This window comes from Rhodoferax sp. GW821-FHT07F03 (assembly GCF_059418745.1).
This window is the reverse complement of the sequence record NZ_JBWKQM010000018.1, coordinates 37,208-62,439: the sequence shown is the minus strand read 5'-3', so window position 1 is coordinate 62,439 and position 25,232 is coordinate 37,208. Positions and strand designations below refer to the sequence as shown.

Genomic DNA, 25,232 nt, shown 5'->3' with positions numbered 1-25,232 from the left:
GTACTTCAGTGGCGGCGGTAGCGCAGCAGCCGCCCACGGTACTCCGGCGCCTGCTCCACCGCCTCGTCACGCAGCAGGGTTTCTTCCAGCACATAGCCCAGCTGCTGCAAGCGCCGCGTGAAGGCCGCACGGTTGCCGCGCTCCGGGTCCACGATCAGCACCTCACTCACCGGCATGGCGTGGCGCTCGATAAAAAGGGGCAAGGCCCCGCCGTCATCGCGCTCATACAACACGTCACTGCCCATGATCAGATCAAAGCGCCCCTGCACCGTGGGCGCCAGGTCTTGCCCGGGCAACTGCTGGGGCACGTGGGACCAGTCGCCGTGGCAGTAGCGCATGGGCGCCAGCCCGTTGAGGCGCAGGTTCTCCAGCAAAAAGGCACCCGCCAGCGGATGGCAGTCGCTGGCCGTCACCAGCGCGCCGCGCCGGTGGCAGACCATGCTGGCCAGCGCTAGGCCGCAGCCAATCTCCAGAATGCTCTCATCCACGCCCATAGGGCGCAGTGCCACAGCCGCGGCCAGCTGCAGACCCGAAGGCCAGACAAGCCCGAACAGCGGCCAGTTACCCGAGGAAATGCCCACCGCCAGGGCCTGGCCTTGCGGGTCGCTGAACTGCTGGCGGTCCAGCAGGCTGCGAATTTGCAGCGCCGCAACGCCCAGTACAGGGATGGATTCTTGCTTGAGCGCGTAGCCCGGCATATCGACTTTCGTGAGCGAGTTGCCAGGGATGCCAAAGTGGCGGCATCAGGAGCGCGTGCGCGGGTGGTTGGGAACAAGGCTGCCACAACGCCGTATTCCATAAAGCAGAAAGCGGCAGCCTGCACGCAGTATGCAACAGCGTGCCACGTCACCCTCTGAACTCAATTTACGGGCTCTATATTCAGGCCACGCCACAGCGCCTGCTGTTGCCATTGCGCGGACCATCCCGCCAGCGCAGCAGCCGGCATAGGCTTGGCGATACCGTAACCCTGCACGAGATAGCAACCCAAGTGCATCAGCGCCGCGCCGATGTCCATGCTCTCCACCCCTTCTGCAATCACCTCGCGGCCAAAGGCTCCGGCCAGACGGATCACACTCTCCACAATGCCGCGGTCGTCAGCGTCACTGAGCATGTCACGTACAAAGCTTTGATCGATCTTCAGCGTATCCACTGGTAGCTTGCGCAGGTAGGTAAGAGAGGAGTAGCCAGTACCAAAGTCATCCAGGGCGAAACGCACCCCCAAGGCCTGGCAGCGTGCCAGCATGGCACCGGCCTCGTTCATATCCTCGAAGGCAGCCGTCTCCAACACCTCCAGCTCCAGCGACGCTGCGGGCAGCTCGGGGTGTGCCGCAAGAGCTGCTGCCAGCTTGTCGCAGAAATCATCCTGGACCATATGGGAGGCGGCGATATTGACGCCGATCTGCAACACCAGGCCTTGTTGCAGCCACTGTGCAGCCTGAGACAGTGCAGTGCGAATCACCCAGTCACCCAATGCCGACTCCAGATGGCTACCTTGGATCTGTGGCAAAAATTCCGATGGCGGCAACAAGCCCATCTCGGGATGCTGCCAGCGCACAAGTGCCTCCACACCCACCAGACTGCCGTCGCGCAGATCCACCTTGGGCTGGTAGTGCAGTACCAGCTCGCCCTGCTCCAGCGCCAGCCGCACCCGGTCAATGTAATGGCGGCGCTGCTGGGCTTTGCGGTCGCTCTCCGGGTCAAACAGGTGAAAGCGGTTCTTGCCAGCGTTCTTGGCCAGATACATCGCCTGGTCGGCATGGCGCAGCAAAGTGTCGGCATCGGCATGGTCTTGCGGATACAGGCTGACGCCGATGCTGGCCGAAACGCTGGCCGTGTGATCGTCCGCCAACAATACCGGGCTGCAGGCGGCCGCCAGCACCCGCTCCAGCACAACAGAGCACTCCTCGGGCGAGGCGATATCGGCCAGCAGCAGCACGAATTCATCGCCGCCCAGACGGGCCAGCGTGTCTTCGGTGCGCAGGATCTGCTTCAGATGTTCAGCCACCCCAATCAGCAACTGGTCCCCGCCCGCGTGACCGTACTGGTCATTCACCTGCTTGAAGCCGTCCAGGTCCAAATAGCAAACCGCCAGCGACAAATCACTGCGCCCCGTGCGGGCAATCGCCTGCGCCAGGCGGTCTGCCAAGAGCCTGCGATTGGGTACTCCCGTGAGCGGGTCGTAATAGGCAATGCGGTCCAACTCAGCTTCGTGCTCCTTCAAACGGCTGATATCGGAAAACACCGCCACGTAATGTTCAATCGCCCCCGTGCTCCCCCGTACCACCGAGATCGACAGAAGCTCGGCATAGATCTCGCCGCTCTTGCGTCGATTCCAGATCTCGCCCTGCCAGAAGTCCTGCGCCAGAATCGCTGTCCACATCTGCCGATAAAACTCGACGTCCTGCCTGCCGGAGGACAGGATGCGGGGCGACTGGCCAATCACCTCCTCCAGGGCATAGCCAGTGATACGCACAAAGGCGGGATTGACCTTGGCAATCAGGCCGTCGGCATTCACCACCATCAGCCCTTCGTAACTGCTCTCAAACACGGTGGTGGCCTCGCGCTGAGCCTGTTCAAAAGCTTTTTGCTGAGTGACGTCGGTGTGCGACCCGGCCATGGCTAGCGGCTTGCCATCGCTGTCCCACTCGACGATCCGGCCACGGGTATGGATCCAACGCCATTCGCCGCTCTTTGAAATACAGCGCAGGTCCAGCTCGTGGTTACTGGTCTCACCCGCCAGATGCCGCTGGATAGAAGCCGAGGATGCGACGAGGTCGTCCGGGTGCACATATGCAGCCCAGTTTTCCACGCGGATATCCATCTCGCCCGGCTGGTAGCCCAGCATGGTTTCCCAGCGCGGACTAACCTGGAAGACGTTGGTCTGCAAGTTCCAGTCCCAAAAACCCTGGTCCGAACCCTCGGTGACGCGCGCCAATTGCCGCTCCCGCGCGTGCAGTAACTCCTTGGCATTCTGCCGCTCAGTGATATCGCGCGAGACACCAAAAATGCCAGTCACAACACCATCGGCATCACGTACAGGTCCCTTGGTCACCAAAAAAACCAACTTCTTGCCATCCTGGGTCTCCACGGACTCCTCATGCGTTAGCGTGGTGCCGCCATCCATGATGGCGCGGTCCAAGGCCATCAAGCGCTCGCCCGACGCCCTGTCGAAGAGCGCGGTGTCGTCTTTGCCCAGAATCTCGGGCACAGACTTTCCTATGAATTGAGCCGCAGATTGGTTGGCCATCAAATAACGGCCCTGGATGTCTTTGACAAACACTGCATCCGAAGTACCCAAAACCACGCTGTCCAGCAAGCGGCGCTGGTTCTCGGCACGGCGCAATGCGTGCCGCAACACGGCACTGAGCAGGCTAATGGCCACGCCATTGGCAATCAATGCAGCCCACTGGAACTGATCATGGCTGGAGGCCGACGTGTGCAAGCCAAACGATGACGTGATAGCCCAATACCCTCCCGCAGCCGCTACCGTCGTAGATAACAAGCCAGGGCCTAAGCCGCCCATCAGCGCGCTAAGAATGATAGGCATCATGAACAATATGAGCATGGGCTTGTCAGACAGCCCATGCGCAATTCCCTCCCGCACCAAAACCATGAGAGAGGTCACCAGCAGCGCAAACACGTAGACCAACCAGCGGGGGAGCTTCAACATACCCAAACCGTGGTCCAGGCTGCCAACAAAGCTACTTCCGGCTGCAAGCTGCGCCGGCGGCACCGCATGCAACAAGACGAAGAAGATGCCGGTAGTACTCACTACAAAGAACAAACCCTTGGCCGTGGATAACCAGAGCAAGGATGAAAGATCGGCAAAGTGGGCCAGCAACTGGTCGGATAAAAAAATCCACACCAAGGCAAAGGCCAGATAGGCAGATGTGGCCAAGGCAATGAATCGATTGCGGGCACTGTCCAGGTTCATCTGCTTCCTAGGAAAAAAGACAGCGCCCATTGGAACACCCATTACTGGCAGCACTGCAGCTAGCGCATCCAGAGTATGACAAGCTTGTCGCCATGATTGGGGAACAATTGCCCCATATGGGGCGGCTGGAGCATGCCGTGATCAGCTGGTGCATACAGCTCCGCCATACTGGGTAAAAATAAGGTTTCGTTCATACAAGCACTAGCCATCCCGCCGCAACCCCATGGCACTAGCCCTGCTTGTGCGTGGGGTTTGGTGCGCAGCCGCCATGGCTTCGCCAGACCAGCAGGCATAATCCGCGACTCCCCAGGTTTATGTATGAATTATGAACAGGGCCCTACACCGGCTCTGGCCACCCTGGCATGCCAACTGGTTTATCCCCCAGCCTGGCAGGCAGAAAACCACCCACCGATTTCCGCCCCAGTGCACTGCCCTCATACGGAGGTCCGCAGGCACACGTCTAGAAGCATGTTCTGAAAGGTTTTCCATGTCTGCATCTACTGCTGCGCAGGGCAATTCGCCCGGCAAAGTAGCCATCGCGTCCCTGGTGGGTACCGCGATCGAGTTTTACGATTACTACATCTACGCCGCTGCTGCGGTGCTGGTGTTCAACAGCCAGTTCTTCCCCAAGGGCGACCCGTCGGCCGCCACCCTGCTGTCTTTGTCCACCCTGGCGCTGGCCTTTCTGGCCCGCCCCATCGGCTCTGCCCTGTTTGGCCACTTTGGCGACCGCATCGGCCGCAAGACCACGCTGGTGGCTTCGCTGCTGACCATGGGCCTGTCCACCGTCGCTATCGGCTTGCTACCCACCTACGACAGCATCGGGCTGTGGGCGCCGATTCTGCTGTGTGTCTGCCGCATCGGCCAGGGCATTGGCCTGGGCGGCGAATGGGGTGGCGCGGCACTGGTCGCCACTGAAAACGCGCCCAAGGGCAAACGCGGCCTGTTTGGCAGCTTTCCCCAGTTGGGTGCGCCGATTGGCTTATTTGTGGCCAACGGCGTGTTCTTTCTGGTGACCTACTTCCTGGGCACGGAAACCATGGTCGCCTGGGCTTGGCGCATTCCCTTCCTGATGTCCTTCGTGCTGGTGGCCGTGGGCTTGTATGTGCGGCTGAACCTGCACGAAAGCGCAGCCTTCCAAAAGGTCGAACGCGAAGGCCGCAAGCTGCAAGCCCCGGTGAGCGCGGTGTTTAAGCACCATGGCGGCGCTTTGCTGCGCGGTATTTTCTGCATGTCCACCACCTATGTGCTGTTCTATCTGATGACGGCTTTTGTACAGGTCTACTCCAAGAGCCCGGCGGCACTCTCGCCCGCGGGCCATGCGATGGGCCTGGGCATTCCGCCCAACACCTTCACCGGCCTGCTGCTGGTGGGTGCGGTGGTGTTTGGCATCTTCACGACGCTGGGCGGCGTGTGGGCCGACAAGCTGGGCCGCCGCAGTTGGCTGCTCAAGGTCACGACGGGCATCGTGGTGCTGGGCCTGCTGATGCCGTCCTTCCTGAACCAAGGCAGTGTGCAGTCCGTGGCGGCATTCCTCGTGGTCGGCATGGCGCTGATGGGCATGACCTTCGGCCCTATGGCTGCCCTGCTGCCAGAGCTGTTCCCCACCGAAGTGCGCTACTCGGGTGCTTCGCTGGCGTACAACCTGTCGTCCATCGTGGGCGCCTCCATTCCCACCCTGGTGGCCATGGAACTGAACAAGAACTATGGCCTGATGGGCGTGGGCCTGTACATGGCTGGCAACGGCGCCATCACCATGCTGGCGCTGTACCTGTCGCGTGAAACCCGCGATATGGACATGAGCGCAGCCGTCGCCCCCACGCCGTAAGCGGAACACGCATACAGAACACATACCCGGGCCTGATACCCCGGGTATTTTTTTGTTTAAAAAGCGCTGCAACGCACACAGAATATGCGGCACCAGCTACAAAATTAGTAGCATCATATGCAAGCACCCGGTTTGCATTCAGTGCGGTGCCCGCACCGCCCAACGCAGCTTGGCGGACGTGGAGCGCGGGTTGCTGCGCTGCTCCTCAAATGAGGCCCGGATCGGATCGGCGGCCACACTGCTGAAGGTGCCGTTGCGCTCGCCGGTTTGAAAGCACTTCTTCACGCGCCGGTCTTCCCCGGAGTGAAAGCTCAGAATCGCCACGCGCCCACCGGGCTTGAGGCAGTCGGGCAGGTTCAGCAGCATCTTGTCCAGCACACCAAACTCGTCATTCACCTCGATGCGCAGCGCCTGGAACGTGCGCTGCAGCACCTTCTTGGTCTCGGCCAGGCGCTCCTCTGCCGGCATGCTGCGCTTGTAGGCCAGTTCCATGGTGGCGCGCACCAGGTCGGCCAGCTGCACCGTGGTTTCCAGAAACTGGCCCTGCAGGGCCGCCGCCAATGGCTGGGCAAAGGGCTCGTCGGAGTTGTCGGTCAACAAATCGCGCAGCCGGTGCCGGGTTACGCATAGCAGCAGCTCGCTGGCCGACTGGCCGCTACTCGGGTCCAGGCGTAAATCCAGTGGACCATCAGCACGAAAGCTGAAGCCCCGTGCCGGGTTGTCGATCTGCATGGACGACACGCCCAGGTCGGCCAGGGCAAAGTCGAAGCCACCGCCCGCCTGCGGCAGCAGCGTCACCAATTCACTGAAGTTGGCGCGGTGCACGGTCAGCGCCTCTTCGCCAAAGCCCGCTGCGCGCAGCCGCGCAGTCGTGCGGGGCAGCTCGATCGGGTCCACATCCATGCCGAACATGCGCCCGCCGGGCTGCACCAGCGGCAGCATGGCCAGCATGTGGCCGCCAAAGCCCAAGGTCAGATCCAAGCCGGTTTCGCCTGGCACGGGCTTCAAGATGGCAAGGATTTCATCGACGCAAATCGAGCGGTGCATACCCGCAGGCGTTTGCCCGCGCTGCATGACCTTGTCCACCTCGTCCGCATGGCGCGTGGGGTCCAGCTCTTTGTACTTTTCTTCAAACTGGCGGGGGTGAGTGCCGGCGTAACGTACGCGGCGCTTGTGGGGAGGGGTGGCGTCGGTCATCGGCCATTATGCGCCCCAGGGAAGGCAAAAAAAAGCCGCGCCACCCGTAGGATCTGCGCGGCCAGCTACTGAATTTGTAGCGTTTTAAGCAGCAATCAAACGCGTGGCACCGGCGTGCCGGAGTTGACGCACAGCGCCATATTCAGCGACTTGATGGCCGTTTTATAGTCCTCGCGCTCAATCACAAACTGCATATTCACCTGGCGCAGGGTCTGCGACACGCAGTTCACGTTGACCTGGGCATCTGCCAAAGCCTGCGCAGCCTTGGCCAGCACGCCCGGAATGCCGATGTTGGAGCCGATGGTGCACACGATGGCGCTGGGCTTGACCGTCACCACCTGGTACAGCTCCTCCAGCTCAGCCAGGAGTTCGGCCGACACCTGGTTGTCCCACACCAGGTGGGCAATCGAGTTGGCATTGGTCGCCTTGAGGATGTAGCTGATATCGTGCTTGCAGAACACCTGCATCAGGCTGGCATCAAAGCCCACGGTGCCCACCATGCTGGGGTCGTGGATTTCGATCAGCGTGACCTTGTCCGTGCCGGTGACAATTTCCACGCGGGCACGCTCGCCCACAAAGTCCTTGGTGATCAGCGTACCGGGGTGGTCCGGCTCAAACGTGTTCTTCAAGCGGATAGGGATACCCGCCAGCTCCATCGGCTTGGACGCCTTGGGGTGGATGGCTTCCATGCCCACATCGGCCAGTTGGTCGGCCACGTCATAGTTGGTGGCGCCCACCACAATGGCGTTTTCCAGGCCCACGAGGTTGGGGTCGGCGGACGACAGGTGGAATTCCTTGTGGATCACCGCCTCGGCAGGACGCACTTCCACGGCAATCTTGCTGAACGTGACTTCGGAATAGCCGCGGTCAAACTCGCGCATGATGCCTTCCGTGCCCTTGGTGTAGCCGGTCGCCACGATCACGTTGTTGACCAAGTCCAGGTCTTTGAAGCTGTTGGCAATGCGCTCGTCGATGGTCCAGGCTTCGTTGTCATCAAAGCCGGCCAGGTCCATCAGCACGGCCTTCACGCCATTGGCCTTGAGAATCTCCACCGAATTGAACGCGCTGTGCGATTCACCGATAGAGGCCAGCACTTCACGCGCGGCCAGCAGCACGTCGTGGCGGCTGAGGTAGCCGCTGGCCAACACATGCTGCATGGCCCCCAGGTATTCGCGGGCCTGGGCAATGCGCTTGTCTATGAAGGCATCGGCCACATCCAGTGGCAGACCGATATCCGCGTAACCGGCGTTGATCTTCTTCAGGCTGGCGGCCAGGCCTGTCAGCGCATCCTGGTAGCCCTTGCTCTCGGCAAACAGGGCGTAGATACCGCGTTCGCCGGTCTTCTTGTGTTCCAGCAGCTGGTTGGTCACGCCCGAATAGGCCGACACCACGTAAATGCGGCCGTAAATGCGCTTGGGGTCGTGCAGCACGATGTGGCGCAGCACATCGCCAAAAGCGGTCATGGAAGTACCGCCGATCTTCTCGACAGAGATTTTGGAAGAATTTACGTCGTGCATGGAGAAGCTGAAAGGAGCAAAAAGGTCGAAAAACTGGGCGGGGTTTCTGCCGAGGGAGCCAAGGGCAGCAAACCTGCTATTTTCCACCACTTTGGGGCAACCACCGTTGCGGCAGCTGCCAGCCATGCGCAAACTTCACCGCCAAGCCGGAGTTTTCAAGCTATTTTTATCCAGCCGAATCGTCGTATAGCGCTCGCAAAACCTGCGCGACCAGCTATTGAATCAATAGCAATTGAGACACTTGCTTCTTGCTGGGCAGTGCATCCCTGCGCCTGCCAAGCGCCACGTCTGCCGCCATACCGATGCTCTCGCCCCGCTTGGGAGCGGGTGAAAATGCCTTCGGTGTCGGCTGCCTGTGTGGCCTGTACTCACTGGCGCTTTTTGTCCATGCAGCTGGTGCGCAAAAACTGGCCTGCGACAAAAATATCGCGCTCGATGGCTCGGCGCACGGCGCTGCTGTCGCGTTGTGCCAGGGCGCGCACCAGGTCGTCATGGGCGTCATTGAGCACCGCGCTGGCCTCGGGTGTGTCGAACAGGCGGTTGGAAATGGGCCCCGCACGCAGCCACAAGGTGTCTATCAGCTGAAAAAGCAGCGGGGATCCCGCCGCCTTGTACAGCAGCACGTGAAAATTTTCGTTAATGTCCAGGTAATGCTTGGAGTCGCCTGCTTGCAGCGCTGCATCCATCTCCTCACTCCAGCGCTGCATCTGCGCCACCTGCGCGGGCTCCAGGCGCAGGCAGCCGCGCTCGGCAGCCTCCCCTTCAAGCAGCATGCGCATTTGCAGCAGGTCGTCGAACTCCGGCATCGACAGGCGCGGCACCGCCACACCGGCGTTGGGAATATTGACCAAGGCCCCTTCTGCAGAGAGGCGTTGCAACGCCGCGCGCACCGGCATCTGGCCCACGCCCATGTCCGCTGCCACGGTGCGGATCTTTAGCCGCTCACCCGGCAAAAAGCGCCCCACCGTAATCCACTGGCGCAAGGTGCTGTAGATCTGATCCTGGTGGGTGCTGGTGGCCGGGGTAGTGGTGGCGAGTAGGTCCGTAACGCTCATAGTGCTGGGTAATAGCCTGCACTCAGGCCAAAGTTCAGCATCATATGGGCTAGGGCCATTGCGGCGGCAGCGCTGAGGTAGAAAGCCATTTAATGCGCCACTTCTTGCGGGGCGGCAAGAGACGTGAACCAGCACACACCACCGTCAAGGGCCTTTGCGTTCTTGCAGACAGTTGCCGCCATCCACCACCATCATTTGGCCGGTGATATAGCTGGCGCCCGGGCTGGCCAGAAACGCCACCATGCAGGCCATTTCAGTGGCGCTGCCCGCACGGCCCATGGGTGTATAGCGGGACGCCAAGGCTTCCGCCTCGGTTTGCGAACCAGTAGCCACCCAGCCAGGGGCCAGGTTGTTGATGGTGATACCGTGCTGCGCCACCTCTAGCGCGATGGCGCGACCCATGCCCACCATGGCGGCCTTGGCGGCGCAGTAAGCAGCCTCGCCCGGGTTGCCCACCAAGGGCCCGGTGACAGAGCTGACATTGATGATGCGCCCGTGGCGACGGGCCACCATACCGGGCAGGCAGGCACGCGTGACATTCACACAGGTGCCCAGGTTGCGCTCCAGGTCCAGGTCCCAGTCGCTCAGGGCGGTGTCAGCGAACGCGGCAAAGCGCTCGGCCGAACCCTCCATGGCCATGCCAGCGTTATTGACCAGGATGTCGATCCGGCCAAAGTCAGCCTCTACAGCGGCCACCAGCGCGGCTGTGGCAGCACGGTCGGTCAGGTCGGCTTGGTAGCCACGTGCGGTATGGCCTGCGGCACAGAATTCAGCCGCACGGATGTGGATACGCGGGCCGGTGGCCGCAATGGCCACGCGCGCGCCCAACTCGGCCAGCAGCCGGGCGGTGGCCAGGCCAATGCCCTGCTCGGCCCCGGCGCCGGTGACCAGGGCCACCTGGCCATGCAGGGAGAACAGCGGGTGCGCGGTGTGCGGGTGCCGTGGCTCAAACGGCGATGGTTTCACGGATAAAGCCGTCCACGGCAGCCACCAGTCGGTCCACGTCGTCTGCGGTGGTGTCAGGACACACCAGCATCATGTTGTGAAAGGGCGTGATGATCAGGCCGCGGTTGAGCAGGTAGAGGTGGATGTTTTGTTCCAGCGCCGGGTCCAAAATGGCGTCGGCCTCACTACCGTTGCGCGGCGGCGTGGGGGTGAACTGGAATTCAGTGCGCGCGCCGACTTGCGTGACGCACCAGCCCAGACCGTGGTGGGCAATCACCCCACGCAAGCCATCCGCCAGACGTTCGGCCAGGCCAAACATATGTGCGTAGGCTGCATCCGTCATCACTTCCGAAAGGTTGGCGCGCATCGCCGCCATGGTCAGTAAGTTGGCAGTCAGCGTAGTGCCAATGCCACTGTGGCCAGGTGGGGCGTTGCGCTTGGCTGCTTCGGCGCGCGCAGCGGTTTCTGCGCTGAAGCCGTAGACCGCACAGGGCACACCGCCTGCCACAGGCTTGCCCACCACGAACAAGTCGGGTTGCAGACCGTGCGCACGGGTGTAGCCACCGGGGCCGGAGCTGATAGTGTGGGTTTCGTCTATCAGCAGCAAGGTGCCGTAGCGGCGGCACAGGGCCTGGGCAGCTTCCCAGAAGCCGGGCTCGGGCAGCACCATGCCGATATTGGTCATGGCGGGCTCGGCCAGCAGGCAGGCCACTTGGCCATCGGCCAGGGCAACTTCCAGCGCAGCCAAGTCGTTGAACTCCACGCTGCGCGTGGTACGGGTGATGTCCACCACCTGGCCCAGCAGGCTGTCGCGGGTGCGTGGTAGGCCATCCACCAAGTCCACAAACACATCGTCGACGGTGCCGTGGTAGCAGCCATTGAAGATCAGTATCTGCGTGCATCCAGTGAGCGCTCGCGCCCAGCGGATGGCAAAACGGTTGGCGTCCGACGCCGAGAGCGCAAACTGCCACACCGGCATGCCAAAGCGGCGTGCCAACTCTTCGGACACCCACACGCCGTCTTCGCTCGGCAGCATGGTGGTGATGCCGCATGCGGCCTGTGCCGCTACTGCGCGAGCCACAGGGGCGGGGCTATGGCCGAACATTGTGCCGGTGTCGCCCAGGCAGAAGTCCACATAGTGGTGGCCATCCACATCGGTGAGGCGCGCGCCGCGCGCTTCGGCCACATGCATCGGATAGGGTGTGGACCAGTCGTTCATCCAGTGCATGGGCACACCGAACATCAAGTGGTCTTTGGCGCGGTCAGCCAACGCGCGGGAGGCGGGGTTGCTCGCTGCATAGTGGGCGCGTTCCCGCGCACGCACGTCGTTCAGACGTTGGGGGTCCAGGGTTTTGTAAGTGACAGTCATAGCGGGGTGCAAGAGTCAGAAAAATTAGATAAAGGAGACGTGCGAACTCACACCAGCAAGAGCAAGTGCTCGCGTTCCCACGAGCTGATCACGCGGTTGTAGGTGGCGTATTCCAGCTCTTTGACAGCGCAGAAGGCATCGACAAATCCGATGCCCAGCACCTCACGCAGTGGTGCGCTGGCGCGCATGGATTCAATGGCGTCTTCCAGGTGGCGTGGCAGCTCATGGTTGACGTTCCAGGCGCTGTCGGTGGTAGGCGCGCTGGGCGTCAGGCCCTCGGTCATGCCCAGCAAACCGCAGGCCAGGGTGGCGGCCATGGCCAGGTAGGGATTCACGTCCACACCGGGCACCCGGTTTTCCACACGGCGGTTGGCGGGGCTGGAGTTGGGCACGCGGATGCCGCAGGTGCGGTTGTCGTGGCCCCAGCGCACATTGATGGGCGCCGACATGAAGGGCGCAAGGCGGCGATAAGAGTTCACATAGGGTGCAAACATTGGCATGAGCTTGGGGATGTAGGTCTGCAGGCCTGCAATGCATTGGGCAAAGTAGGAACTGGCAGAACCATCTGGCAGACTGAACAGGTTGTTGCCGTCCTTGTCCAAGATACTTTGGTGAATGTGCATGGCGCTACCCGGCTCTTGTTCCATGGGCTTGGCCATGAAGGTGGCAAAAATGCCGTGGCGCAGGGCCGTTTCGCGCACGGTGCGCTTGAAAAGGAATACGCGGTCGGCCAAGTCCAGTGCATCGCCATGGCTGAAATTGATTTCCATCTGGCCAGGGCCAGCCTCATGGATCAGTGTCTCCACGCCGAGCCGGTGCTGCTCGCAGAAGCTGGAGAGCTCCATGAAGAATGGGTCGAAATCGTTGACCGCATCAATGGAGTAGCTTTGGCGGCCGGCCTCGGGCTTGCCAGTGCGGCCTAAGGGTGGCTGCAGCGGCTCGTGGGGGTTCTGCTGGCGTGCGACCAGATAGAACTCCATCTCGGGTGCAACCACCGGCCTCCAGCCGCGCTCTTCGTATTGCTTGAGCACCCGGCGCAATACGCCGCGCGGGGATATCTCGACGGTACTGCCGTCCCATTCTTGGCAGTCGTGAATGACCACAGCCACAGGCTCGGCGGCCCAGGGCACGATACGCACGGTGCTGGCATCGGGGATGCAGAGCATGTCCGGGTCGGTGTCACCCACAAAGGGGCCGTTGTCGGGTTGCTGGCCATTCACGGTATTGAGCAGCACGCTCTTGGGCAGGCGCATCTCACCCGCAGCCAGAAACAAGTCGCGCGGCAGGATCTTGCCGCGGGCAATCCCGGTCATATCGGGGATCACGCATTCCACCTCGTGGATGCGGTGCGTGATCAGGAAATCTTCAATAGGCGAGGTAGTCGACATGGCCGTATCTGTTCATGGAGATACGGCCATCTTACTTCGAAAGTCAAATTTGTGATCACAAATAAACAACAATTCCCAATTAATCCAATTTAAACCAATCAATGTGATCTCAAGTTTAAAATTCAGAGCAACACCTACTACCCCACTCCTGGATGCAGGCACGTTACACAACGCACATCGCCACGCCCAGTGGGGCAGCCCACTGCTGACAACTCCGATGCGCTACTAAAAGCAACGATGGCCTCAGTTACGCCGGCCCACAGAGTCGTCTGAAGCTCAGAGTTTCTCGGTCTCGCCGGTCTTGGGCTGCCACTTCATCAGCCGGGACTCAATTCGGCCCACCAGGCGGTCCAACGCCAGAGCAAAAACCGTCAACACCACAATGCCGGCCATCACAGTGTTGATGTCAAAGCTGCCCTCGGCCTGCAAGATCAGGTAGCCCACACCTGCGCTGGAGCCCAGGTATTCGCCCACCACCGCGCCCACAAACGCCAGGCCAACCGAGGTGTGCAGCGAGCTGAATACCCAGCTGGTGGCGCTAGGCAGGTACACATGGCGCAACAGCTGACGCCGGTCAGCCCCCAGCATGCGCGCATTGGCCAGCACCACATGGCTGACCTCCTTCACACCCTGGTACACATTGAAAAACACAATGAAAAACACCAGCGTGACACCCAGGGCCACCTTGGAGCCCATACCCAGGCCAAACCACACCGAGAAAATCGGCGCCAAGATGATGCGCGGCATGGCATTCATGGCCTTGATATAGGGCTCCAAAATAGCCGATGCCATGGGCGCCAGCGCCAGCCACAAGCCGCCGGCCAGGCCTAGGCCGGAGCCAATGGCAAATGCCATCAGCGTCTCGGCCAGGGTAATACCAAGGTGCTTGTAAATATCGGCATCCACCACAAACCAGGCCCATATGCGCTTGCCCACCTGCAGTGGCTCGCCAAAGAAGAACGCGGCCTGGCTCTCACTGTTGAACAGCATTGGCGGGATCAGCCCCGGCGCCGTCATCACAAACCAAAACACCAATAGCAGCACCAGGAGCACCAGCTGCCAGATCCACAAATTGCCGCGACGCGGCTTCAACCATGTCCACATGTGCTGTATGCGTGCTTTATGCCGCCGTAAGTTGTTGTTGGTAGCCCTTGAGCACCTCTTCGCGCAACACGGCCCAGATGGCCTTGTGCAGCTCGATGAAGCGGGGCGTCATCTTGACCTCGGCCACGTCGCGCGGTCGCTCGATGTCAATCACAAAGTCGCCAATCGGGTGGCTACCGGGACCGGCGCTCAGCACCACCACCCGGTCGCTCATGGCGATAGCCTCGTCCAGATCGTGGGTGATGAACAGCACTGCCTTCTTTTTGGATTGCCACAGCGACAGCAGCTCGTTTTCCATGAGCTGGCGCGTCTGGATATCCAGCGCGGAAAAAGGCTCGTCCATCAGAATGATGTCGGGGTCGAGCACCAGGGTCTGCGCCAGGCTCACGCGCTTGCGCATGCCACCGCTCAGTTGGTGCGGATAGCGGTCGCCAAAACGGCCCAGGCCCACACGGCGCAACCACTCTTCAGCTTGCGCGCGCGCCTGGCCTTGCGGCACGCCGTGGAATTCGAGCCCAGCCATCACATTGCCCAGCGCGGTACGCCAGGGCATCAGGCTCTCGGCCTGAAACATATAACCAGCACGCCGGTTCAGCCCATTCAGTGCCTCGCCAAACACCTTTACCGCACCGGCGCTGGGTGGCAGCAAGCCGGCCCCTACATTCAGCAGAGTGCTTTTGCCGCAGCCGGTCGGGCCGACCACGCTGACAAACTCACCCGCGCCCACCGATAGCGTCACGTCCTGCACGGCGGTGTAGCGTTGGGCCGGGTTGTTGCGGTCCGTGAATGTGCAGGCAACGCCCTGCAGTTCAAGCGCAGCTGCCATGTCAGCCTTTGGGGTATTTAGCATTGGCCTTTTTGACGAACTCATTGGTGTAGATGGCGTTCAGGTCCATCTTGGCGCTGCCCAGTTTTTCATCCACGCTGACCATTGCCTTATAGGCGGTCTCGGCCCCCTTGGGCGGGATCATGCCGTCGGGTGACAGCGCGTTTTGTGCGGCCAGGAAGCCATCGATATAGACCGCCCGATCACCCAGCAGATAGCTTTCAGGCACGACCTTGATGATCTCACCTGCGCTCGCACTGCGAATCCACTTGTCGGCCCGCACCATGGCATTGGTCAAGGCCTGCACGGTGTTGGGGTTCTTGTCCAGAAAGCTTTGCGGTGCGTACAAGCAACCGGCTGGCATGGGGCCCGCGAAGACTTTTTCTGCCTCGGCAACATTACGTGTATCGGTCACGATCTTCAGGTCGCCCGAGCGCAGCAGCAGGGTGATGACCGGGTCCAGGTTGCTCACCGCGTCGATTTGCCCCGACCGCATGGCAGCCACCGCGCCACTGCCTGCACCCACACCGATAAAGCTCACGTCGCCGGATTTCAAGCCCGCCTTGGCCAGCACATAGTTGACCATGATATTGGTGGAGCTGCCCGGCGCCGTCACGCCGATTTTCTTGCCCTTGAGGTCGGCCACCGACTTGAAGTTAGGCATGGTTTTGGGGTTGATACCCAGCACGATCTGCGGTGCCAAGCCTTGCAGCACAAAGGCACGCATGGGCTGGCCTTTGGCCTGCATGACAATCGTGTGCTCGAACGCACCTGACACCACATCGGCGCTACCGCCAACCACCGCCTGCAGCGCTTTGGAGCCACCGGCAAAGTCCACGATGGTCACATCCAGCCCCTCTGCCTTGAAGTAGCCGCGCTGCTCCGCAATGGTCAGTGGCAGGTAGTAAAAGAGGTTCTTGCCACCCACAGCCAGCGTCACAGCGGGCTTCTCCAGGGCTTGTGCAGAGGCCCACTGGGGTACGGCAGCCGTGGCCATACCGCCAAGGGCACCAGCGATCAGTTCGCGTCTTTGCATGCTTTTGTCTCCAAGGGTGTAAATCAACAGGCGGCTTCGTGGATGGCGGCCGTCACATCATCATACAACTTGCTAAATAGCCCTCAGTCCTTGCTCATCAAGGGGGATAAGCTATCAAAATCATTGTGCTCAATGGTGCTGTAGACGATCAGACAGCAGTCTGCTTGGTTCTGGTGACTTGCGCTCACCAGAACACCGGATGACCATTGGCCCAAAAAGAAGTGTTTATTCGTCTGACAAGACAAAGTTGGCCTGGGTGTGGCCTAGCACAGCAAAGGTGTCCATCCATTGCAGCCCAAAGTGCTGGCAAACATTGGGGATGCAGAACTTGCGGCGCATTTGCAGGTTGAACTGCTCGTGGGTGACCACCACGCTGTCGGGCAGCGTCATGGCCTTGGCAATGAGCCAAGGGTCTGCGCCACCCAAGAACTCCTCCAGTGCACCAGCTTTCATGAGCGCCATTTGCGACGCGACATGCGCGGCCACTTGTACGAATGCCGCTTGGGTGGCGGTGTCGGATACCGGAAGAAACAAAGCAGCATTGTGCTTGGTCCACTGGGCCAGCTCATCGTTGCCGCGCTTGAGTTCGTCGCCCACGGTCTCGATACTGGCCACCGTACCTTGACCGTTGCTGCGCAAAACCCACGACCAGTAGCCGGGGCAGATGGCCATGCCGTAGTAACGGTTTTTGGCTTCGATGAGGGTATTGGAGTCCAGCAGATAAATCATGCGCTCAGCTGCTCGGAAAATTGACGAATCTTCGCCGGTTGTACACCGAGGAGCTTTCCTGCATCTCGCAAGAGCAAGCGACCACTCAGAGCTTCAGCGGTAACTGCTTTGGCGAATCGCTCGCTATTTTTAGACACAGCTGTGCGATAGAAACTTCCTCCCCCTTTGTTTTCAGCATTCCGAAAGCGCTCCAGTTCCGCGAGGTAAAAATTGTTATAGGCCCCGCGTTCCATCAAACCTAAATCCAATGCACGGCGGGCAATAACCAATTGGCTTACATGAAAGCGCTGCGCCAGCTCCGCCAAACGGGTGCGCAAGTCTGCTTCGCCACCAGCCCAAAGCTGGCGGAATACCACTGCAGGTGCCAAGAACTCACCAGCCACTGCGTTGCAGGCAATTTCCTCTTGGCGCGCATTGCCAGCTACCCCGTTGGATATACCACTGGATCCAAACCAGATGTGTGCGAGTTCGTGCATCAGCGTGAACAACCTGGCAGTGGGCGCATCTGCAGAATTGATAAACACCACAGGCGCCACGGCATGGCTGATAGCAAAGCCACGGAACTCACTGACATCAAGCTTGCGGTGGGTGTTGTTACCCACCATGCCGCTGCGCATAACAAGCACGCCAGCTTTCTCTACTCCGTGAATGAGTGCCCGCTGGTAGTCGTCCCACTTGCGTTGCCCGTGCTCAAGCTCCACGCCTAATACAGCACGAATATCCGCCGCTACTACGTGGGGGTTTACGTCCAACCGGAATTTGCCCACGAACGGCAAAGCTGCAATCCCCTGCTCTTGTTGATATTCCGCGAACCAAGCCTGACGTTGGAGCGCCTGCTTGATGGTTTCCAGTAAATCGACGCTTGGTCGCCCTACCGGCCTGCCAGCCACTGTACGAAGGTCTGGCAGCAGCGGGACTTCTACAGGAGCTTGCGGCAAGAAAAAGAAGCCGAAGGGCGCATGCAGCGCCTGGGCAATGTTTTGGGCTTGCCGAAAAGTAGGCAAATCGTCGCCTGTCTCCCAGCGTTCCAACTGCTCCGGCTTCACGCCAGCCGCAGTTGCTGCAGCCCCAATATCCATACCCATGCGACCGCGCGCCCAACGGAGCACTTCGGGGTTGATTTGAGCTTGGGGGTGGGACATGGAATGATTCTAGAGGAATGCCCTGACGCAAACTAAAGCCATTTAAAAAGCCGCGCAGCCCAATTGGAATCTGCGCGGCCAGCTACTGAATCAGTAGCAATCTCAGGCTAGCAACTTACTTGCGTGCAGGCGGCACGTCCGTGCAGCTGCCATGCGCAATCTCCGCCGCCATGCCGATGCTTTCGCCCAGCGTGGGGTGGGGGTGGATGGTCTTGCCGATGTCCACTGCGTCTGCGCCCATCTCGATCGCCAGGGCGATTTCGCCGATCATGTCGCCGGCATGGGTGCCGACCATGCCGCCACCGAGGATCTTACCGTGGCCGTGGGCTTCGGGGGAGTCGTCGAACAGCAGCTTGGTGACGCCTTCGTCGCGGCCATTGGCGATGGCGCGGCCGGAGGCGGTCCAGGGGAACAGGCCTTTCTTGACCTTGATGCCCTGGGCCTTGGCCTGGTCTTCGGTGAGGCCGACCCAGGCGACTTCGGGGTCGGTGTAGGCCACGCTGGGGATCACGCGGGCGTTGAAGGCGGCGGCTGCCAGTTCCTTGTTGCCCTGCAGTTCACCGGCGATGACTTCGGCCGCCACATGGGCTTCGTGCACCGCCTTGTGGGCCAGCATGGGCTGGCCGACGATGTCGCCGATGGCAAAGATGTGCGGCACGTTGGTGCGCATCTGGATGTCGACGTTGATGAAGCCGCGGTCGGTGACCGCCACGCCGGCCTTTTCGGCGCTGATCTTCTTGCCGTTCGGCGTGCGGCCCACGGCTTGCAGCACCAGGTCGTAGACCTGGGGCGCGGGTGCGGTGCCGCCCTCTTCTGCCGAGGCGAAGGTCACTTCAATGCCTTCGGGCAAGGCGCGTGCGGAGACGGTCTTGGTCTTGAGCATGATGTTGTCGAAGCGCGGCGCGTTCATCTTTTGCCAGATCTTCACCAGGTCGCGGTCGGCGCCCTGCATCAGGCCATCGAGCATTTCCACCACATCCAGGCGCGCGCCCAGGGTGCTGTAGACCGTGCCCATTTCCAGGCCGATGATGCCGCCACCCAGGATCAGCATGCGCTTGGGCACTTCTTTGAGTGCCAGGGCGCCGGTGCTGTCGACCACGCGCGGGTCGTTGGGCATGAAGGGCAGGCGCACGGCTTGCGAGCCGGCGGCGATGATGGCTTTCTTGAAAGCCACGGTCTGGGTCTTGCCGGTTTTTTCCTGGCCTTCGGCACCCGTGGTTTCTTCGACCTGCAGGTGGTTGGCGCCGACGAACGAGCCCACGCCGCGCACGGTGGTGACCTTGCGCATCTTGGCCATGGCGGCCAGGCCACCGGTCAGCTTGCCGATGACCTTTTCTTTGTGGCCGCGCAGCTTATCGATGTTGACGGCGGGCGCACCGAAGTCAATGCCGAGGGCACCCAGGTGGCTGACTTCGTCCATCACCGCAGCCACGTGCAACAGGGCTTTGGAGGGGATACAACCCACGTTCAGGCAGACGCCGCCCAGGGTGGCGTAGCGTTCGACCAGGATGACCTTCAGGCCCAGATCGGCCGCGCGGAAGGCTGCGGAATAGCCGCCAGGGCCGCCGCCGAGGACCAGCACGTCGCACTCCAGATCGGCGGTGCCCGCAAAGCTGGATGCAGTCGGCGCTGGCGCTGCTGCTACAGGAGTTGTAGCTGCTGGCGCAGGTGCTGCCTGCGCTGGAGCCGGTTTTGACTCAGAAGCTGGAGCAGCAGCCGCACCAGCGACTTCCAGCGTCAGCACGACGGAGCCTTCCTTGACCTTGTCGCCCAGCGCCACTTTGAGCGCGGTGACCACGCCGCCGTGGCTGGACGGGATTTCCATCGAGGCCTTGTCGCTCTCCACGGTGATCAGGGACTGGTCGGGCTTGACGGTGTCGCCCACCTTGACCATCAGTTCGATGACGGTGACTTCGTCGAAATCGCCGATGTCGGGGACTTTTATTTCCAGGGATGCCATTTGTTTGATCTCCACTTTATTTCTTTAACTTGACGGTGAACACATCCACCGGACCACCAGAGTTCTTGTCGAATTCGCAGGCTGCCTGCACGCTGAGCACAGCCAGGTCGCGCGCCGATTTGGCGCTGCCCCAGCTGGCATGCAGGGCGCCCAGCGCGAAGCTGCGGCCTGAGCCTATGCCCCAGAATTCCTTGAACTCGAACACCTCGCGGTAGCTGTACAGCCCGTAGATGCCGGTGGCATTGGCCACCACCACGCTGAACTGGCTGGACTCGTAGGGGTCGTTGTCGTCTTCTTTGGTTTGCAGAAAGAAGGTCTCTTTCAGCAGCGGGTGCAGCCGGGTGAAGGTGTCGAACACTTCGTCCTTGCTGCCCAGCAGCAGCTGGTCTTTGGGCAGGGCTTCCATGGCCTTGCGCAGCGCGGGAAAGTGGGCCACCGTGCCCGCCATGCCGACGAAGCTGGCGCCCGCCAGGGTGTCGATCTTGAAGATTTTGCTGTTCTCTTCAAACCGGCTACCCAGGCGGGTGTCGCCGAAGGTCACCAGCGTGTCGGCGGCTATCGCCACCACCCCCGCCTTCTTGACCACGACGACGGTCGTCATATCAGAGCAGTACCCGGCGGAAGTCGGTGAGGACTTGACCGAAATAGGCGTTGAAGCGGGCTGCAGCCGCGCCGTCGATCACGCGGTGGTCCCAAGACAGCGACAGCGGCAGCATCAGCTTGGGCACGAAGGCCTTGCCGTCCCACTTGGGTTCGATCGAGCTCTTGCACACGCCCATGATGGCGACTTCGGGTGCGTTGATGATGGGCGTGAAGTAACGTCCACCAATGCCGCCCAGGCTGGAGATGGTGAAGCAGGCGCCGCTCATGTCGGCCGGGCCGAGCTTGCCGTCGCGCGCCTTCTTGGCCAGGTCGCCCATTTCTTGGCTGATCTGGACCACGCCCTTCTTGTCGGCGTCCTTGATGACCGGAACCACCAGGCCGTTGGGCGTATCCGCCGCGAAGCCGATATTGAAGTACTGCTTCATCACCAGTTGGTCGCCGTCCAGCGAGCTGTTGAACTCGGGGAACTTCTTCAGCGCGGCCACGCTGGCCTTGATCATGAAGGCGAGCATGGTCAGCTTGATGCCGGCCTTCTCGTTTTCCTTGTTCATGCTGACACGGAAGGCTTCGAGTTCGGTGATGTCGCAGTCGTCGTGGTTGGTGACGTGCGGAATGATCACCCAGTTGCGGTGCAGGTTGGCGCCGCTGATCTTCTTGATGCGCGACATGTCCTTGCGCTCGACCGGGCCGAACTTGGCGAAGTCGACCTTGGGCCAGGGCAGCAGGCCCAGAGCCTCGCCACCGCCGCCGGCTGCAGCCTTGGGTGCTGCTGCGGCCTGGGCCTTGGTTTGGGCCGTGCCCGCCATGACGGACTTGGTGAAGCTTTGCACGTCGGCATCGGTGATGCGGCCCTTTCGGCCCGTACCCTTGACTTCGTCCAGCGGCACGCCGAGTTCGCGGGCGAACTTGCGCACCGATGGCGACGCATGCGGCAGGCCGCCGGTGGGCGCCACGGTGGGGTTGTGCGCAGCAGGTGCGGCAGCGGCAGCCACCACAGGAGCCGCAGCTGCCGCAGCCACGGGAGCGGCGGCAGCGGCAACAGCAGCAGCTACCGGTGCAGCTGCGGCGGGTGCAGCAGCTGCCACGCCTTCCAGCACAGCCAGCAGGTCGCCGATGTTGACGGTGTCGCCCAGCTTGACCTTCAGCTCTTTAAGCACGCCGGCAGCGCTGGACGGGATTTCCATCGAGGCCTTGTCGGACTCTACGGTGATCAGCGATTGCTCTTGCTTGATGGTGTCGCCAACCTTGACCATGACTTCGATGACGGTCACGTCCTTGAAGTCGCCGATGTCGGGTACGAAGATCTGGATCGGGCCGGAGGCCGCGGGTGCGGCAGCCGGTGCTGCTACAGGAGTTGTAGCTGCTGGCGCAGGTGCTGCCTGCGCTGCAGCCGCTTTGGGTACTTCAGCCGCAGGTGCGGCGGCGGCGCCACCGGCGACTTCCAGCATCACTACCAGCGAGCCTTGCTTGACCTTGTCGCCCAGGGCAACTTTCAATTCTTTCACCACGCCAGCTGCGCTGGACGGGATTTCCATCGAGGCCTTGTCGCTCTCTACCGTGATCAGCGACTGGTCGGCCTTCACGGTGTCGCCGGGCTTGACCATCAGCTCGATCACCGTCACCTCGTCAAAGTCCCCGATATCGGGGACATGAATTTCAATCAATGCCATGTTTGTGTCTCCAAAGATGCGGACAGGACCGGGGTGACCGGTCCTGCGAGGTGAGTGTTTAAGCGTAGAGCGGGTTGATCTTGTCGGCCTGGATGCCGTACTTGGCGATCGCCTCTGCCACCTTGGCAGCCGGCACCGTGCCGTCTTCGCTCAGCGCCTTCAGCGTAGCCACGACGATGTAGTGGCGGTTCACTTCAAAGTGCTCGCGCAGCTTGCTGCGGAAGTCGCTACGGCCAAAGCCGTCGGTGCCCAGCACCTTGTAGGTACGGCCCTTGGGGATGAACGGACGGATCTGCTCTGCGTACGCCTTCATGTAGTCGGTGGACGCAATGACCGGGCCGGTTTGGCCTGCCAGTTGCTGGCCGACGAAGCTGACGCGAGGAGTTTCCAGCGGGTGCAGCAGGTTGAAGCGTTCTGCGTCCTGGCCGTCGCGGGTCAGCTCGTTGAAGCTTGGGCAGCTCCAGACGTTGGCGGACACGCCCCACTCTTTTTCCAGCAGCTCTTGCGCTGCAATCGACTCGCGCAGGATGGTGCCCGAACCCAGCAGCTGGACCACGCCCTTGCCGTCGGTAGCCGGCTTGCACAGATACATGCCCTTGATGATCTGCTCTTCGGTGCCGGCGGTGAGGCCAGGCATGGCGTAGTTTTCGTTCAGCAGGGTCAGGTAGTAGTAGACGTTGTCCTGTTTCTCAACCATGCGCTTCAGGCCATGGTGCAGGATGACGGCCACTTCATGCGCAAACGTCGGGTCGTAGCTGATGCAGTTCGGAATCGTGCCAGCCATGATGTGGCTGTGGCCGTCTTCGTGCTGCAGGCCTTCGCCGTTCAGCGTGGTACGACCCGACGTGCCGCCCAGCAGGAAGCCGCGGGCTTGCATGTCGCCCGCTGCCCAGGCCAGGTCGCCAATGCGCTGGAAGCCGAACATCGAGTAGTACACATAGAACGGCACCATGATGCGGTTGCTGGTGCTGTAGCTGGTGGCTGCAGCGATCCAGCTGGCCATGCCGCCGGCTTCGTTGATACCTTCTTGCAGGATCTGACCGGCCTTGTCTTCCTTGTAGTACATGACTTGGTCTTTATCGACCGGGGTGTACTGCTGGCCTGCCGGGTTGTAGATACCGATCTGGCGGAACAGACCTTCCATACCGAAGGTACGGGCTTCATCCACCAGAATTGGCACCACGCGGGGGCCCAGGGCCTGGTCACGCAGCAGCGTGGTCAGGAAGCGCACATAGGCTTGCGTGGTGGAAATCTCGCGGCCTTCTGGCGTAGCTTCGATCACCGACTTGAAGGTTTCCAGCGCGGGCACGGTGAAGCTCTCGTCGGCCTTGGTGCGGCGGTGTGGCAGGTAGCCGCCCAGGGCCTTGCGGCGCTCGTGCAGGTACTGCATTTCCGGGGTGTCGTCGGCCGGCTTATAGAAGGGGATCTCGGGCAGCTGGCTGTCTGGGATTGGAATGTTGAAGCGGTCACGGAAGATTTTGATGTCTTCGTCGGTCAGCTTCTTGGTCTGGTGGACGTTGTTCTTGCCTTCACCGCTCTTGCCCATGCCGAAGCCCTTGACGGTCTTGATCAGCAGCACAGTGGGTTGGCCGGTGTGGTTGACGGCCTTGTCGTAGGCTGCGTAGACCTTTTTCGGGTCATGGCCGCCACGCTTCAGGGCGAAGATTTCGTCGTCGCTCATGTGGGCGACCATTTCCAGCGTGCGGGGATCGCGGCCGAAGAAATGCTTGCGCACGTAGGCACCGTCGTTGGCCTTGAAGGCCTGGTAGTCGCCGTCCAGCGTGTCCATCATCAGCTTTTTCAGCGCGCCGTCCTTGTCGCGGGCCAGTAGGCTGTCCCACTCGCTGCCCCACAGCAGCTTGATGACGTTCCAGCCAGCACCGCGGAACTCGCCTTCAAGCTCCTGGATGATCTTGCCGTTGCCGCGCACCGGGCCGTCCAGGCGCTGCAGGTTGCAGTTGACGACGAAGATCAGGTTGTCCAGGTTTTCACGCGCGGCCAGGCCGATGGCGCCCAGGGATTCGACTTCGTCCATTTCGCCGTCGCCGCAGAACACCCAGACCTTGCGGTTGGCGGTGTCGGCAATGCCACGGGCGTGCAGGTATTTCAGGAAACGGGCCTGGTAGATAGCCATCAGCGGGCCCAGACCCATGGACACCGTGGGGAACTGCCAGAACTCGGGCATCAGCTTGGGATGCGGGTAGCTGGACAGGCCCTTACCATCCACTTCCTGGCGGAAATGCAGCAGTTGGTCTTCGGTCAGGCGACCTTCGAGGTAGGCGCGGGCGTAGACACCGGGCGACACATGGCCCTGGATGTACAGACAGTCGCCGCCGTGGTTTTCGCTCTCGGCATGCCAGAAATGGTTAAAGCCGGCGCCAAACATATGGGCCAGCGAAGCGAAGGAGCCGATGTGGCCACCCAGGTCACCGCCGTCTACCGGGTGGTGGCGATTGGCCTTGACCACCATGGCCATGGCGTTCCAACGCATGTAGGCGCGCAGGCGTTCTTCGATTTCGATGTTGCCAGGGCAACGGGCTTCATGCTCGGGGGCGATGGTGTTCACATAGCCGGTGTTGCCGGAGAAAGGCATGTCTATGCTTTTCTGACGTGCATGTTCCAGCAGCTGCTCCAACAAAAAGTGCGCCCGCTCCGGACCTTCACTCTCAATCACAGCGGACAAGGCGTCCATCCATTCGCGGGTCTCCTGACTGTCCGCATCCGTCGTGGCGGCTCCAAACAGGCTCTCAGGTACAGCTGACATGCTTTGTCTCCTATGTTGGGAAGAGGTATTTTGAGGGGTTGACGCGTTTTTTTTGAGCGACCCGTCTATTTTTGCACAAAAGTTTTTCATTTTCAATATGTGAATATTGATTTCATAATGTGAATTAAAAGCGCTTTAAATTCAGTACAAGCCCCCATGGTCTTT

The 25,232-nt window shown here is 61.1% G+C and carries 18 protein-coding genes; 1 reads left to right on the top strand and 17 read right to left on the bottom strand.

The genetic code is table 11. The features are described 5' to 3' along the window. Positions 1 to 5 precede the first annotated feature (5 nt). Both AC07R0_RS23630 and AC07R0_RS23625 read right to left on the bottom strand, forming a co-directional pair. Positions 6 to 698, bottom strand: a complete 693-nt coding sequence (locus AC07R0_RS23630) for a class I SAM-dependent methyltransferase (RefSeq protein WP_495106703.1) — start codon at positions 696 to 698, stop codon at positions 6 to 8. Between the two features lie 161 nt (positions 699 to 859). Further along, positions 860 to 3,934, bottom strand: coding sequence for a sensor domain-containing protein (locus AC07R0_RS23625; RefSeq protein ID WP_495106702.1), 3,075 nt, complete (start codon positions 3,932 to 3,934; stop codon positions 860 to 862). A 487-nt stretch (positions 3,935 to 4,421) separates the two neighbouring features. Between AC07R0_RS23625 and AC07R0_RS23620 the strand changes: the two genes are divergently transcribed. Beyond that, positions 4,422 to 5,762 (top strand): MFS transporter, encoded by a 1,341-nt coding sequence (locus AC07R0_RS23620; protein ID WP_495106701.1) that lies wholly within the window; start codon positions 4,422 to 4,424, stop codon positions 5,760 to 5,762. A 138-nt stretch (positions 5,763 to 5,900) separates the two neighbouring features. Here the strand turns inward: AC07R0_RS23620 and rsmH are convergent, their stop codons facing one another. From rsmH to aceE, 15 genes are all read right to left on the bottom strand, one after another. Continuing rightward, complete coding sequence (rsmH, locus tag AC07R0_RS23615; RefSeq protein WP_495106700.1) at positions 5,901 to 6,959, bottom strand: 16S rRNA (cytosine(1402)-N(4))-methyltransferase RsmH; 1,059 nt, start codon at positions 6,957 to 6,959, stop codon at positions 5,901 to 5,903. A 95-nt stretch (positions 6,960 to 7,054) separates the two neighbouring features. After that, positions 7,055 to 8,476: an aspartate kinase gene (locus AC07R0_RS23610; protein ID WP_495106699.1), complete on the bottom strand. Its 1,422-nt coding sequence runs from the start codon at positions 8,474 to 8,476 to the stop codon at positions 7,055 to 7,057. Between the two features lie 368 nt (positions 8,477 to 8,844). Continuing rightward, positions 8,845 to 9,531, bottom strand: coding sequence for a GntR family transcriptional regulator (locus tag AC07R0_RS23605; RefSeq protein ID WP_495106698.1), 687 nt, complete (start codon positions 9,529 to 9,531; stop codon positions 8,845 to 8,847). A 144-nt stretch (positions 9,532 to 9,675) separates the two neighbouring features. Then, positions 9,676 to 10,497, bottom strand: a complete 822-nt coding sequence (locus tag AC07R0_RS23600) for an SDR family NAD(P)-dependent oxidoreductase (protein WP_495106697.1) — start codon at positions 10,495 to 10,497, stop codon at positions 9,676 to 9,678. Continuing rightward, positions 10,478 to 11,845 (bottom strand): aspartate aminotransferase family protein, encoded by a 1,368-nt coding sequence (locus tag AC07R0_RS23595; protein WP_495106696.1) that lies wholly within the window; start codon positions 11,843 to 11,845, stop codon positions 10,478 to 10,480. Before AC07R0_RS23595 ends, AC07R0_RS23600 begins: the two co-directional genes overlap by 20 nt. Before the next feature lie 47 nt (positions 11,846 to 11,892). Further along, on the bottom strand, positions 11,893 to 13,233 hold the full coding sequence (locus tag AC07R0_RS23590; RefSeq protein WP_495106695.1) for a glutamine synthetase family protein: 1,341 nt from the start codon (positions 13,231 to 13,233) through the stop codon (positions 11,893 to 11,895). Between the two features lie 276 nt (positions 13,234 to 13,509). Further along, positions 13,510 to 14,337: an ABC transporter permease gene (locus tag AC07R0_RS23585; protein ID WP_495106694.1), complete on the bottom strand. Its 828-nt coding sequence runs from the start codon at positions 14,335 to 14,337 to the stop codon at positions 13,510 to 13,512. Between the two features lie 16 nt (positions 14,338 to 14,353). Beyond that, on the bottom strand, positions 14,354 to 15,163 hold the full coding sequence (locus tag AC07R0_RS23580; RefSeq protein WP_495106693.1) for an ABC transporter ATP-binding protein: 810 nt from the start codon (positions 15,161 to 15,163) through the stop codon (positions 14,354 to 14,356). 1 nt (position 15,164) lies between these two features. After that, a complete protein-coding gene (locus tag AC07R0_RS23575; protein ID WP_495106737.1) occupies positions 15,165 to 16,160 on the bottom strand; it encodes an ABC transporter substrate-binding protein in 996 nt (331 codons plus the stop codon). A 264-nt stretch (positions 16,161 to 16,424) separates the two neighbouring features. Next, the gene (locus AC07R0_RS23570) at positions 16,425 to 16,928 is read right to left on the bottom strand and encodes a DUF4411 family protein (protein ID WP_495106692.1); all 504 of its coding nucleotides are present in this window, start codon (positions 16,926 to 16,928) and stop codon (positions 16,425 to 16,427) included. Beyond that, positions 16,925 to 18,070 (bottom strand): helix-turn-helix domain-containing protein, encoded by a 1,146-nt coding sequence (locus tag AC07R0_RS23565; RefSeq protein WP_495106691.1) that lies wholly within the window; start codon positions 18,068 to 18,070, stop codon positions 16,925 to 16,927. The genes AC07R0_RS23570 and AC07R0_RS23565 overlap by 4 nt, the downstream gene beginning before the upstream one ends. A gap of 115 nt (positions 18,071 to 18,185) precedes the next feature. After that, the gene (gene lpdA, locus AC07R0_RS23560) at positions 18,186 to 20,030 is read right to left on the bottom strand and encodes a dihydrolipoyl dehydrogenase (protein WP_495106736.1); all 1,845 of its coding nucleotides are present in this window, start codon (positions 20,028 to 20,030) and stop codon (positions 18,186 to 18,188) included. A gap of 16 nt (positions 20,031 to 20,046) precedes the next feature. Then, positions 20,047 to 20,631: an Ntn hydrolase family protein gene (locus AC07R0_RS23555; RefSeq protein ID WP_116606221.1), complete on the bottom strand. Its 585-nt coding sequence runs from the start codon at positions 20,629 to 20,631 to the stop codon at positions 20,047 to 20,049. A gap of 1 nt (position 20,632) precedes the next feature. Then, positions 20,633 to 22,303, bottom strand: coding sequence for a dihydrolipoyllysine-residue acetyltransferase (aceF, locus tag AC07R0_RS23550; RefSeq protein WP_495106690.1), 1,671 nt, complete (start codon positions 22,301 to 22,303; stop codon positions 20,633 to 20,635). Between the two features lie 58 nt (positions 22,304 to 22,361). Further along, positions 22,362 to 25,067 (bottom strand): pyruvate dehydrogenase (acetyl-transferring), homodimeric type, encoded by a 2,706-nt coding sequence (aceE, locus tag AC07R0_RS23545; protein ID WP_495099252.1) that lies wholly within the window; start codon positions 25,065 to 25,067, stop codon positions 22,362 to 22,364. Positions 25,068 to 25,232: the final 165 nt, after the last annotated feature.